Origin of the sequence: Paenibacillus sp. FSL H8-0260 (genome assembly GCF_045040625.1) — a bacterium.
Lineage (GTDB): Bacteria > Bacillota > Bacilli > Paenibacillales > Paenibacillaceae > Paenibacillus_AQ > Paenibacillus_AQ odorifer.
Genome location: NZ_CP150298.1, coordinates 2,867,347 through 2,879,602 on the forward strand (window position 1 = coordinate 2,867,347; position 12,256 = coordinate 2,879,602).

12 protein-coding genes are annotated in these 12,256 nt (G+C 45.7%); 11 read left to right on the forward strand and 1 reads right to left on the reverse strand.

Annotation, left to right across the window (positions count from 1 at the left end):
* The first annotated feature begins 3 nt into the window (after window positions 1-3).
* The 9 genes from def to spoVM all read left to right on the forward strand — a co-directional run bounded on the left by def (window position 4) and on the right by spoVM (window position 9,041).
* Complete coding sequence (def, locus tag MHI51_RS12630) at window positions 4-483, forward strand: peptide deformylase (protein WP_036686193.1); 480 nt, start codon at window positions 4-6, stop codon at window positions 481-483.
* Between the two features lie 5 nt (window positions 484-488).
* Complete coding sequence (gene fmt, locus MHI51_RS12635) at window positions 489-1,424, forward strand: methionyl-tRNA formyltransferase (RefSeq protein ID WP_076129147.1); 936 nt, start codon at window positions 489-491, stop codon at window positions 1,422-1,424.
* A gap of 152 nt (window positions 1,425-1,576) precedes the next feature.
* A complete protein-coding gene (gene rsmB / locus MHI51_RS12640) occupies window positions 1,577-2,893 on the forward strand; it encodes a 16S rRNA (cytosine(967)-C(5))-methyltransferase RsmB (RefSeq protein WP_405174059.1) in 1,317 nt (438 codons plus the stop codon).
* 151 nt (window positions 2,894-3,044) lie between these two features.
* Window positions 3,045-4,085: a 23S rRNA (adenine(2503)-C(2))-methyltransferase RlmN gene (gene rlmN, locus MHI51_RS12645; protein WP_036686196.1), complete on the forward strand. Its 1,041-nt coding sequence runs from the start codon at window positions 3,045-3,047 to the stop codon at window positions 4,083-4,085.
* Window positions 4,086-4,091: 6 nt separating this feature from the next.
* Complete coding sequence (locus tag MHI51_RS12650; protein WP_076129149.1) at window positions 4,092-4,865, forward strand: Stp1/IreP family PP2C-type Ser/Thr phosphatase; 774 nt, start codon at window positions 4,092-4,094, stop codon at window positions 4,863-4,865.
* Window positions 4,865-7,111: a Stk1 family PASTA domain-containing Ser/Thr kinase gene (gene pknB, locus MHI51_RS12655; RefSeq protein WP_076129150.1), complete on the forward strand. Its 2,247-nt coding sequence runs from the start codon at window positions 4,865-4,867 to the stop codon at window positions 7,109-7,111. The genes MHI51_RS12650 and pknB overlap by 1 nt, the downstream gene beginning before the upstream one ends.
* Before the next feature lie 96 nt (window positions 7,112-7,207).
* Window positions 7,208-8,113 (forward strand): ribosome small subunit-dependent GTPase A, encoded by a 906-nt coding sequence (gene rsgA / locus MHI51_RS12660; RefSeq protein WP_036686201.1) that lies wholly within the window; start codon window positions 7,208-7,210, stop codon window positions 8,111-8,113.
* A gap of 4 nt (window positions 8,114-8,117) precedes the next feature.
* Window positions 8,118-8,783 (forward strand): ribulose-phosphate 3-epimerase, encoded by a 666-nt coding sequence (gene rpe, locus MHI51_RS12665; protein ID WP_076275853.1) that lies wholly within the window; start codon window positions 8,118-8,120, stop codon window positions 8,781-8,783.
* 177 nt (window positions 8,784-8,960) lie between these two features.
* Complete coding sequence (gene spoVM, locus MHI51_RS12670) at window positions 8,961-9,041, forward strand: stage V sporulation protein SpoVM (protein WP_020431362.1); 81 nt, start codon at window positions 8,961-8,963, stop codon at window positions 9,039-9,041.
* A gap of 102 nt (window positions 9,042-9,143) precedes the next feature.
* Here the strand turns inward: spoVM and rpmB are convergent, their stop codons facing one another.
* On the reverse strand, window positions 9,144-9,332 hold the full coding sequence (gene rpmB, locus MHI51_RS12675; protein ID WP_036686205.1) for a 50S ribosomal protein L28: 189 nt from the start codon (window positions 9,330-9,332) through the stop codon (window positions 9,144-9,146).
* A gap of 190 nt (window positions 9,333-9,522) precedes the next feature.
* On the opposite strand from rpmB, the gene MHI51_RS12680 reads away from it, so the two are divergent.
* Together MHI51_RS12680 and MHI51_RS12685 are read left to right on the forward strand one after the other, a co-directional pair.
* Window positions 9,523-11,307 carry a DAK2 domain-containing protein gene (locus MHI51_RS12680; RefSeq protein WP_076217713.1) on the forward strand — a complete coding sequence of 595 codons (1,785 nt, stop codon included), beginning with the start codon at window positions 9,523-9,525 and terminating at the stop codon, window positions 11,305-11,307.
* An 83-nt stretch (window positions 11,308-11,390) separates the two neighbouring features.
* Window positions 11,391-12,254: a DegV family protein gene (locus MHI51_RS12685; RefSeq protein ID WP_036686209.1), complete on the forward strand. Its 864-nt coding sequence runs from the start codon at window positions 11,391-11,393 to the stop codon at window positions 12,252-12,254.
* Window positions 12,255-12,256 lie beyond the last annotated feature (2 nt).

Here is a 12,256-nt window from a genome sequence, read left to right on the forward strand (position 1 = left end):
GTAATGGCTATACGTTTGATCGTTAAGGAACCGGATGAAGTATTGCACAAAAAAGCTAAAGAAGTAGCTGTAGTTACTCCTAATGTTAAAAAATTGCTGGATGATATGGCACATACGATGTATGACGCTGAAGGAGTAGGGCTGGCGGCACCCCAAGTCGGAATTTTGAAACGTCTAATTGTGGTGGATGCGGATGAAGAGCATGGATTGATCAAAATGATTAACCCTGAAATCATCAGCATGGAAGGTGAACAGCTAGGGCCAGAAGGATGTCTTAGTATTCCTGGCTTGAATGGTGATGTACGCCGTGCGGAGACTGTAACTGTACGTGGCCTTAACCGTGAGGGAAAAGAGATTACGATAACCGGCAGTGGTTTACTTGCCCGGGCTTTTCAGCATGAGATTGACCATTTGAATGGAGTTCTGTTTACAGATATCGCTGAAAAAGTGTACGAGATGACTGCTAACGAGACTGAGGAGTGAGGAATATGAAGATTGTTTTCATGGGAACTCCAGCCTTTGCGGTGCCAAGCTTGCAAATGCTGGTAGATGAAGGCTATGAAGTTGTAGCTGTCATCACCCAACCGGATCGTCCGCAGGGGAGAAAAAAGATCTTGGCTCCTTCACCAGTTAAGGAAGCCGCATTAGCTCTCGGATTACCTGTGCTTCAGCCTGAACGCATGCGTCGTCCTGAGGCAGTCGCTGAGCTGGCTGCATATGAGCCGGATTTGATCGTCACGGCTGCTTATGGTCAAATTTTGCCTAAAGCTGTGTTGGACTTACCGCGGAATGGTTGTGTGAATGTACACGGTTCGTTGCTTCCTAAATATCGGGGAGGTGCTCCGATTCAGCGTAGTATCATCAATGGTGAGAAAGTGACCGGCGTTACTTTGATGTATATGGCGGAAGGGCTGGATACCGGTGACATGATCTCTCGTGTCGAAGTGGCTATTGAGGCTGAAGATACCTCTGGAACTCTTTTTGAGAAGCTAAGCCTAGCGGGACGAGATCTGTTAAAGTCTGAAATGCCACGTTTAGTGAGTGGAAAAGTTCAAGCTGTTCAGCAAGACGATAGTGAGGCAACTTATGCTCCTAACCTTAATCGCGAGGATGAACGTTTGGATTGGAACGCGAGCTCGCGTGATAACTATAATCGAATTCGTGGATTAGTTCCTTTTTCCGGCGCATTTACGCTCTGGAATGGTGAGACCTTTAAAGCTTGGGCTTCTAAACTGCCTGAAGAGCAGAAAGCAAGCGATAGTGCTCCAGGAACGGTGCTTTCTGTAACCGAGCAAGGTGTCGAAGTGAAAACAGGTGACGGAAGTCTGCTGCTGACAACGGTTCAACCTGCTGGCAAAAAAGCAATGAGTGCGGCCGATTTTAGCCGTGGTGCTGTTATGAAGCCAGGGACGGTGTTAGGTTGAGCGGCGGTGGAAATGGTGTTGGCCGATCAGCTGTAAATCCTAACGGTGGTAAGAGACAGGGGAACAATTCCAAAGCAGTTGGCAACAACGGCAGAGCTGGCAATAAGGGTAAGGTTGCCCCTGCTTCTGCCCGGGAAATCGCGCTTGATATAATGGTTAAAGTTGAGCAGCAAGGTGCATATAGCAATTTGCTGCTCAACAGCAGTCTACAGAAGGCGACACTTAGCAAAGAAGATGCCGGACTGGTCACAGAACTGGTTTATGGCTCTATTTCGCGGATGAACACCTTGGATTATGTGCTTGAAGGATTTGTTAGTAAAGGGATAGCTAAACTACAGCCATGGGTCCGTAATTTACTGCGGTTAAGTTTATATCAAATTATGTATCTGGATCGTATACCGTCCCATGCAGCTGTTAATGAGGCTGTTAATATAGCGAAGAAAAAAGGCCACCAGGGAATCTCAGGGATGGTTAACGGTGTGCTGCGCAGTGTGTTGCGCGCTGGTGATCTACCGGTTCTGCCTGAGGGGCTGAGTCAAGCGCAGCGGATATCGATATTATACTCACATCCGTTGTGGTTAGTGGAACGTTGGATTACCGAGTACGGTGTCGACACGGCGGAAGCGATTTGTGCATCTAATAATGAGCCGCCTGCGGTCAGTGTACGTGCGAATACAACGATGATCAGTCGTGAAGCTCTGCTGAACCAGATGATTGAACAAGGTCTGCAAGCTTCAGCATCTGAGGTTAGTCCCTATGGCATTGTTGTGAAAGGCGGCGGAAACCTGGCGCTCACCTCCTGGTATCGTGATGGATATCTCTCCGTTCAGGATGAGAGTTCTATGCTTGTAGCTGAAGCGGTAGCTCCGGAGCCTGGGATGAGGGTACTTGACTGCTGCGCTGCTCCTGGGGGCAAAACAGCACATATGGGCGAGCTCATGAAAGATGAAGGATCAATTTACGCTAATGATCTGCATTTGCATAAAGCGAAATTGATCTCAGATCAAGCAGAACGTTTAGGTCTTGATTGCGTATCTACAGGCAGTGCAGATGCGCTGGAGCTGGAGCACACTTTAGAGCATCAATCCTTTGATAGAATTCTTCTCGACGCACCTTGCTCTGGACTCGGCGTAATTCGCCGTAAGCCAGACCTCAAATGGCGTAAGCAGCCGGAAGATGTGGCTAGCGTAGCGTCATTGCAACGGGAATTGCTGCAGTCGGTCTCTAAACTGTTGAAACCGGGTGGCATTCTGGTATATAGTACCTGTACTACTGAACAAGCGGAAAATAGTGAAGTAGTAGCTGACTTTTTGAAGCAGAATCCTGACTTCACCGCTGTAACTTTTGCCTCCACATTATGGGACAGGCTGGAGGGTACTGCGCTGGCTGAGGGTGAGGGAATTCAGCTGCTGCCTCATCATTATGGGAGCGACGGGTTCTATATTTCCAAGCTGCAGAGAGTCTTGTAACATAGCAAATTTTCTGACAATTGTAGTATCCTCCGCCCGCCGGGCTACCGTACGGCGGGCGTATTCTTTTACCGTCTCTGAAATTTGTGTTAAAATAGGAAGAATGAGAAATAATACGCATATCCTTATGAAAGAACAGGTGTAGATAATAATGAAACCTTTAATATATGATTTTTCCTTAGAAGAGTTACAACAGTGGGCGAAAGACAATGGTGAGCCTGCTTTTCGTGGTGGACAAATTTTTGATTGGCTGTATGTAAAACGTGTGAATGACTTCGAAGCAATGAGCAATTTGTCCAAAGGGCTTCGCCAGAAGCTGAATGAACAATTCTCTATTGCAGCGCTAACAGAAATTACTAAAATGGAATCTAAAGATGGAACTGTAAAATTCCTGTTTGGATTGCATGACGATCATGCTATCGAAACAGTTATCATGAAACATAATTATGGCAATAGCGTTTGTGTAACAACCCAAGTAGGATGCCGAATCGGCTGTACTTTCTGTGCTTCCACACTCGGTGGATTAAAACGGGATTTGACAGCGGGAGAAATTGTAGCTCAGGTTGTCCGTTCCCAACAAATCCTTGATGCGCGCGGCGAACGTGTCAGCAGCATTGTTATCATGGGTACTGGTGAGCCGTTTGAGAACTATGATGCAACAATGAGATTCCTGCGTCTTATGATTCATGAGAAGGGCCTAAATATCGGACAACGGCATATTACTGTTTCCACCAGCGGTATTGTACCGAGCATTTATAAATTTGCAGAAGAAGATACCCAGATTAATTTGGCGATTTCGATTCATGCGCCTAACGACGCCTTGCGTTCAAAGCTAATGCCTGTTAACCGCCGTTTTCCGTTTGATGATGTAATTGAATCATTGCGTTATTATCAAGCTAAGACGGGACGACGTGTCAGCTTTGAATATGCCTTGATCGGCGGGGTAAATGACCAACCGGAGCATGCTGAGGAATTGGCCGGGGTGCTTAAGAGCATGCTGTGCCACGTCAATTTGATTCCGGTAAACCATGTGCCTGAGCGAAAATATGTACGTACTTCACGCAATGATATCTTTGAGTTTCAACGTATTTTGGCTGATAACGGGGTGAATGTTACTATTCGCCGTGAGCAAGGCCATGATATCGCGGCCGCATGCGGACAGCTGCGTGCCAAACATATGGAGTTGGGGTGAGGATATTTGATCAGAACAGTTCATGCCAGCGATATTGGCCGAGTACGCTCTGTCAATGAGGATTCGGTCTGGATCGGCGCGACGCGCCACGGTTATACACTCGGTATTATTGCCGATGGGATGGGTGGACATCAGGCTGGTGAAACCGCAAGCAGGCTCGCTTTGGAGACAATGAGGAATAACCTGGACGGGTTAGAGCCTGAACTTCAAGACGAAGCTCTGCGTGATGCGTTGTCAGCTGCTATTTTGGAAGCTAACAGCACTGTGTTCAGGGAGGCTTCCGGTGACGATAAGTATCATAATATGGGTACTACTGTCGTTGCTGTTCTTTTGAATGGATCAAACGGATATATTGGCCATATCGGAGACAGCAGAGCCTATTTAATAAAAGACAGTGCGGCAGTTCAACTAACCGAGGATCATACGCTAGTCAATGAGCTGTTCAAGAACGGTCAGATCAGTGTGGAGGAATTGGATAATCATCCGCGTCGTAATGTGCTGACGAGGGCGCTTGGAACAGATGCTGAGGTTGAGGTTGATATGGCGCCTATAGCTCTGTTACCAGGGGAAATTTTGCTTCTATGCAGCGATGGTTTAAGCAACTTTGTCACAAATGAGCATTTAGGCAAAGTAGCAGGTATACATGAGATATCGTTAGAGGAAAGAGCGGACCGTTTACTTCAGCTGGCACTGCTCGCCGGCGGTGGCGATAATATTAGCGTCGCTTTGTTAGAACATCATGGAGAGGCCGCTGTGCCCGAAACAAAGGAGTGGGATTGATGATCGGTCACGAATTGGGCGGCCGTTACCAAGTCATCGAACGGATCGGGGGAGGTGGAATGGCGCTCGTCTATAGAGCACATGACATTCTTTTAAACCGAAATGTCGCCATCAAAGTATTGCGCAATCAGTTTGTACATGACGAGGAATTTATTCGCCGTTTTAGGCGTGAGGCGCAGTCTGCCGCATCTTTGTCTCATCCGAATGTCGTCAGCATATACGATGTAGGACAAGAAGACGAAATTCATTACATTGTCATGGAGTATATTGAGGGTCAGAATCTTAATGAAATTATAAAAGAACGAGCGCCATTGCAGGTTGATGAATCCGTACGGATCGCTTCACAAATCTGTGATGCCCTAGATCATGCGCATCAGAATCAAATTATTCATCGTGATATAAAACCACATAATATCCTGATCGGACGCAATGGACGGGTGAAAGTAACCGATTTTGGGATTGCCCGCGCAGTTACGTCAACAACCATTACACAGACCGGTTCTGTGGTTGGTTCAGTACATTATTTCTCGCCAGAGCATGCCAAAGGTGTCTCTACAGGAGAAAAGTCTGACTTGTATTCTTTAGGTATTGTACTTTATCAAATGCTTACTGGAAGCCTGCCCTTTTTGGGAGAGAGTCCGATTAGTGTAGCTTTAAAACATCTGCAAGAAGAGTTTGAAGAGCCAAAACTTCTGAATCCACTCATTCCGCAAAGCGTTGAGAATGTAATTCTGAGATCAATGCGTAAAAACCCGGAGGAGCGGTACGACTCTGCCAAAGAAATGTTACAGGATTTGGAAACATGCTTATTGCCGGAGCGCCGCAGTGAGGCGAAGATTCTGTTCAACGATGAAGAAGACGAGGATCGTACGCGGGTTATCCCGGCGATAAAACCGATTCAAAGAAGCAATGGTAATCGTAATCATCGTGAGGAACGGATGGTTCGTGATGAAGATGATGAACCGGTGCCTTCAAGTAAAGGTAAAAAACAATGGGCAAAACCCACATTATGGATTGGGCTTACCTTACTGTTGCTGTTGGCTATGGCCAGTCTCGTATGGTACGTTAAATCACAGCTAGTTGTTCCTGAGGTTTCCGTTCCTTATGTAGTAGGTAAACAGATAGAACAAGCACAAACTGAGCTTGAGGATTTGGGGCTTGAGGTTGCTGATCCTATTCTGTATGACTACAGTCCGAATTTTGAAGAGAATGTGGTCATTAAGCAGAGTAGGGAAAAGGATGCCAAAGTGAAAAAAGGAGCGTCCCTTATACTCACTGTGAATACGGCTAAGCCATTACCCAAGATGCCAGACGTAGTTAACAAGAGCTTTGATGATGCGGTTAAAGCATTGATGGCGCTGGGTGTAGCCCAGGACAGGATTGATAATAAACCTCTCTATGACGAAAATACAGATGAAGGTCTCATTGTAAAATCTGACCCTGCATTAAATGCTGAATTCGATCCTGAGACGGTTCAAATCACCCTTTACGTAAGTAAAGGAGAAGAAAGTGTACTGTTGCCAGATCTCATCGGTAAGACGGAGAGTGAGGCAAAGGCGCTGCTTGAAGGTGCCAAGCTTGTTCTTGGAGAAGTGAAGAAAGAATCCAGCTTCAGCATTGAAGAAGGTAAAGTAACAAAGACTTGGGCATTTGATAAAGGGACAGGTACTTCTGTTCCACCTGGAACAGCGATTACGATTTACTTAAGTACAGGTTATCCACCTGAAGCCCTGAATTATACCTTTAATGTGCCAGTCGCTCCTGCTCAGGATGGGAAAAAGAGCAAGATTCGTATCGAATTCGTGGATGCGCGCAATAATGGAGAGAAACAGGATTGGGGAACACGTACCATTGGAAAAAGCCAAGTGTTATCTGTGAATCTAGTATTGGCTCCTAATAAAGATGGTTCAGTTATTGTTACCCGTGACGGTGTACTTTTGGACACTTATGTCATTCCTTATATCGATGCGAAGAACGGAACCGTTCAGGAGCCTGAGCCACCAGTTATAGCAACACCACAGCCAACTCCAACACCTTCTGCTGAACCTACGCCTACAATTGAACCTACGATTGAACCGGAGATCTTGCCGGGTTCAGGTTCAGAGAATGACGGAGGGAATAACGGGGCGGTGAATCAGACAGGGTTCGTAAACAATAGTTCTATAAATAGTGAATCGACTAATAATGGCAATAATAAGCACAACAATAAAGGCAAGGATAAATCTAAAGATAAAAACAACAACTAAACAGGGTTTAACCTGAACGGTTGGCGTAGCGAAATGACCCGGGGATATCAGACTTGGGTCATTTTCGCAAAATCAGGAGAGGAAGGCTCACTATGTATGCCTGAAGGAATAATAGTTAAGGCGTTAAGCGGTTATTATTATGTGAAACCGCTCCGCGAAGGATTAATTGCGACTGAAGAGCATTCTGTTCAATGCAGAGGCCGAGGAATTCTCAAGAAAAAAGGGATCGCTCCGCTAGTTGGAGATCGGGTTATTTATATCCTTACTGAGCATGGAGAAGGAATGGTGGATGAACTTCTACCTAGAGAATCTGAACTGATTCGTCCACCTGTAGCGAATGTTAAGCTCGCAGTGCTTTTATTCTCCGTTCGGGAGCCCGATATGAACCTGAATCTGTTGGACAAGTTTCTAGTTCATATTGAGCATTCGGGTCTGGAACCCCTAATTGTTCTGACTAAACAGGATTTGGCGGATGATGATGGTGAAGCTACCCGTTATGTTAAAGAACTTTATGAGGATATCGGATATGAAGTGATGGTCACAAGTTCACTTACTGGTGCCGGAAGCGATGAGCTAAGACAAAGGCTTACTGGAGGCATCAGCGTATTTGCGGGTCAATCCGGGGTTGGTAAGTCCACCTTATTGAATCGTATTGTTCCAGGGCTTAAACTGGAGACTGGAGAGATCAGTTTACGATTGGGACGTGGTCGTCATACGACCCGTCATGTGGAGCTGATGGATATTGGTGGTGGAGGTTTTGTTGCAGATACCCCAGGTTTTAGTCAGCTTGATTTCTTGGAGCTTGGTGTAGAAGAGCTGTCCACTTGTTTTCGTGAATTTGCTCAATACGCATCCGATTGTAAGTTCCGGGGCTGCAGTCATCAGCATGAACCAGGCTGCCGTGTAATAGAGGCTTGGAAAGCAGGGAAAATTGCGGATAGTCGCTATGATCATTACAAACTGTTTTTTAATGAAATGAAAGATAAAAAGCGGAGGTACTAACATCATGATACGAATAGCACCATCTTTATTGTCGGCGGATTTCGCGCGTTTAGGTCCAGAAGTTGCAGAGGCGGAAGCCAGTGGTGGAGATTGGATACATGTGGATGTAATGGACGGTCATTTTGTGCCGAATATCACGTTGGGTCCACCTATTGTAAAAGCTGTATCGTTACATACCAAGCTGCCACTTGATGTTCACTTGATGATTGAGTCACCAGAACGTTATATTCCTGATTTTGCTGCAGCTGGTGCAAGTGTGATCACCGTTCACGCTGAGGCATGCGTTCATTTGCATCGTGTGGTTCATCAGATCAAGGAACTGGGGCTGAAGGCAAGTGTAGCAATTAATCCGGGTACTCCGGCATTAGCGGTGCGTGAGGTGCTGGAGGATGTGGATATGATTCTGGTGATGACCGTTAATCCAGGCTTTGGTGGTCAAGCATTCATTCCTAACACTTTGCGCAAAATCACTCAAATTCGAGAATGGGCGAATGAAGTGAATCCAGATTTATTGATCGAAGTAGATGGTGGAGTATCGGAAGATACAGCACCATTGGTTGTGGCAGCTGGAGCCGATGTTTTGGTAGCGGGGAATGCAGTTTTTGGCCGGAGTGATCGTGCTGCGGCGATCCGAGGAATTCGAGAAGCAGCCGAATCAGCACTGCGTTAAAAAATAGGCGATTGAGACTAGAGGTATAGGCCAAGTCCTCGGTGCATAAATATGGTTACATGAGCAGAAATCTCATGTAGCCTTTTTTTGTTTTGGCAGGGAGGACTGCAGTTCGTTTCCGTTATTGACAAGAGGAAAGTCTCCTGCGTACGGCATGAATTGATGGGAGGGTAAATCATGAAATTTTACACGTTTAAGCTGCCAAGGTTTTTGGGAGGTTTTGTTAAAGCAATATTGAACACATTTCAGAAGAGTTAAGCCTCTAACAGAAAAGAAAACATGAAAAAAAGCACCTTACAAATGTAAAGGGTGCTTTTTGCTTCATATAAGTTATCGTTCGGTCTTAAAAATTGCTAAAGACTAAACGCGTTCAACTTTACCGGCTTTCAAAGCACGGGTGCTGACGTACACGCGTTTTGGTTTACCGTTCACGAGGATACGGACCTTCTGAACGTTAACTCCCCAAGAACGACGGTTGCGGTTATTAGCGTGAGACACGTGGTTGCCGCTGCTCGGTTTCTTGCCTGTTACTGCACATTTGCGGGACATAGATTACACCTCCTTATTCCTAACACCTGCATAAACAATACTTATCTATAATATCACAGCAAATTTTGCTACGTCAACCGATTCAAAAACATTTATTTCTTTTAATACTTATAGTACAATGTAAATTAGTGCATTATGTCCTGTTAATCATAGAATGATTAGGCATGAAGTTAGGAAGGGGAATTCTCAATTGAGTAAGCGTTCTATAAACGGAACAGATTTTACCGCTATGGTATTGGCTGGAGCGGATAAGCTGCAACAGCATGCAGAACACGTCAATTCCCTAAATGTTTTTCCGGTCCCAGACGGAGATACCGGTACAAACATGAATTTGACGATGACCGCAGGTGCGAATGAATTAAAGAAAAATAACACCACTTCTGTGGGCCAATGTGCAGGTGTACTCTCCAAGGGCTTATTAATGGGAGCTCGCGGGAATTCCGGCGTTATTTTGTCCCAGTTATTCAGAGGGTTTAGCAGGTATGCGGCTCAACATGATGAGCTTAATACACAGCAGTTCGCTGCTGCGCTGCAAACCGGAGTGGACGCTGCGTATAAAGCAGTTGTAAAGCCTGTAGAGGGAACTATTCTTACTGTAGCTAAAGAGGCTGCAAGACATGCTGTTTATTATGCCCGCCGTACTACTGACGTTGTGGAGCTGATGACAGAGGTATTAGCCAAAGCAAAAGAAGCCTTAGCTTATACACCTGAGCAATTACCTGTATTGAAGCAAGTCGGTGTTGTAGATTCTGGCGGTCAAGGTTTGGTCTACATTTATGAAGGGTTTCACCAGCATCTGACGAACGGAAGTACCGGTCTGTCTGAATCTGTGCAAGGACAAACCCACACACCAGTTGCACCAGCGCCTAAACCCGTGTTAACGAAACCTGAAAATGAACTGTTTTCTGTACAGTCTTCTGCACAGTCACAGCTATCTACTGAAGATATAGAATTTCTATATGATATGGAGTTTTTCATTAATCGCCAGTTAGGCGTTAACGTGAGAACTAATTTTGATGAGGAAGCTTTTAGGAAAGCGTTGTCAGTTAATGGCGATTCCATTATTGTAATTTCGGATGATGAGACGATTAAAGTGCATGTGCACTCTAAGGCTCCGGGTGAAGTGATGAACTTGGCTCTTCTTTATGGGGAGATCACGCAGATTCATATTCTTAATATGCGAGAGCAGCATCGTGACCTGTTGACTGCGGGCATGGATATTGCACCAATGCCTGATGTGTTCGCTGATATGCCGAATGAGAAGAGCGCAGTGCAAATGTCTCCTGCTGAACCACCAGCTGATGATTTGGCACCTTACGGCTTCATCGCGGTATCTTCTGGCGCAGGTATTGCTGATATTTTCAAAAGCCTTGGAGTGGATGTAGTCCTTGCTGGTGGTCAAACAATGAATCCTAGCACGGAGGATTTCGTGAACGCGATTTCTTCTATATCTGCGAAGCATGTTTATATTTTGCCGAATAACTCGAACATTGTTCTTGCCGCTCAACAAGCTAAAGATCTTCTAGAAGGCGAACGTGAGATTACGGTGATTCCAAGTAAAAGTATTCCACAGGGAATAGCAGCAGCTTTTGCGTTCCAAGAGGAAGATGCTGTGGAGACTAATTCTGAGAATATGCTGGAAGCAATCTCTCATGTGAAGTCCGGACAAGTAACGAACGCTGTGCGTGATACAAGCTTTGATGGGCTGGAGATTAAATCGGGCCAATTTATTGGGATTTCTAATTCTAAAATTGTTGCTGCGGCGGATGATCTTTTGGCTGCAAGTCAGGCGCTGTTATCCAACATGCTGGAGAATGGCGACGAAATCGTCACGATCCTTATTGGTGCAGAAACAGAATCCGAGGCTACTGATTCTTTGAGTGAGTGGCTGGAAGAGACTTATCCGAATGTGGAAGTTGAGATTCATGAGGGTGGCCAACCCCTGTATTATTATCTGTTCTCTGTAGAGCCATAGATAGGAATTAATGGTTCTATAACAATAGAGTAGAAATTTGTTATTGCGTAGTTGGCAAAATTATAGCTTGGGGGAGAAAATCCATGAATCGTACCATTATCGTCACCGACAGCACTTCAGATATCCCGCCAGCAATGGCGGAAACGTACGGAATTGAGGTAGTACCGTTGACCTTAATGTTCGGCGAAGAGGCTTTTAGGGACAATCTGGATATGACTCCGGAGCAGTTCTATGAGCGTCTTCCCCGTACCTCACAGCTGCCGACTACTTCTCAACCCTCACCGGTTGAATATATGAATGTGTACCGCAGTATTCTGGAGCGTAACCCGGGCTGTTCTATCCTTTCCTTTCATATTTCTTCTGGACTGAGCGGGACTTATCAATCTGCATTGCTGGCTAAATCGATGCTGGAGGAAGAGGGAGAAGGAATCACTGTTGTGGATTCTCTCTCCGCTTCTTATGGTTTTGGATTTATGGTAGTGGAAGCTGCCAGAATGTCTGCTGAGGGCAAAGGACCTGAAGAGATACTTGAGGCTGTAGAAAGCCTACGTCAATCGCGTAAGCTTTACTTCTTAGTAGATACACTTGAATATTTACAAAAAGGCGGGAGAATTGGGAAAGCCTCCGCTATTCTGGGGACACTTCTGAATATTAAGCCGATCCTGTCCATTGATGCAGAAGGTATTATTTATGCGGTGGAGAAAGTTAGAGGCCGTAAGAAGGCTGTCGCCCGTATGATTGAACTGTTCAAGCGGGATCTGCAGGGTGTAAACAAAATCAATGTGGCCGTGGGTCATACGGCTGAACCGGCTTCCGGCGAAGAGTTCCTGAATGAGCTTGCAGGACACTTCACCTTGGAAGAAAAAGTGCTGACGAACGTCGGCCCTGTCGTGGGCAGCCATGTCGGTAACGGTACATTAGCTGTGTTCATTTGGCCTGCAAAATGAGG

What these genes read in the sequence shown, in the direction of transcription:
- def (WP_036686193.1), top strand. Translation starts at nt 4, where the DNA reads ATGGCTATACGTTTGATCGTTAAGGAACCGGATGAAGTATTGCACAAA.
- fmt (WP_076129147.1), top strand. Translation starts at nt 489, where the DNA reads ATGAAGATTGTTTTCATGGGAACTCCAGCCTTTGCGGTGCCAAGCTTG.
- rsmB (WP_405174059.1), top strand. Translation starts at nt 1,577, where the DNA reads ATGGTTAAAGTTGAGCAGCAAGGTGCATATAGCAATTTGCTGCTCAAC.
- rlmN (WP_036686196.1), top strand. Translation starts at nt 3,045, where the DNA reads ATGAAACCTTTAATATATGATTTTTCCTTAGAAGAGTTACAACAGTGG.
- pknB (WP_076129150.1), top strand. Translation starts at nt 4,865, where the DNA reads ATGATCGGTCACGAATTGGGCGGCCGTTACCAAGTCATCGAACGGATC.
- rsgA (WP_036686201.1), top strand. Translation starts at nt 7,208, where the DNA reads ATGCCTGAAGGAATAATAGTTAAGGCGTTAAGCGGTTATTATTATGTG.
- rpe (WP_076275853.1), top strand. Translation starts at nt 8,118, where the DNA reads ATGATACGAATAGCACCATCTTTATTGTCGGCGGATTTCGCGCGTTTA.
- spoVM (WP_020431362.1), top strand. Translation starts at nt 8,961, where the DNA reads ATGAAATTTTACACGTTTAAGCTGCCAAGGTTTTTGGGAGGTTTTGTT.
- rpmB (WP_036686205.1), bottom strand. Translation starts at nt 9,332, where the DNA reads ATGTCCCGCAAATGTGCAGTAACAGGCAAGAAACCGAGCAGCGGCAAC.
- MHI51_RS12685 (WP_036686209.1), top strand. Translation starts at nt 11,391, where the DNA reads ATGAATCGTACCATTATCGTCACCGACAGCACTTCAGATATCCCGCCA.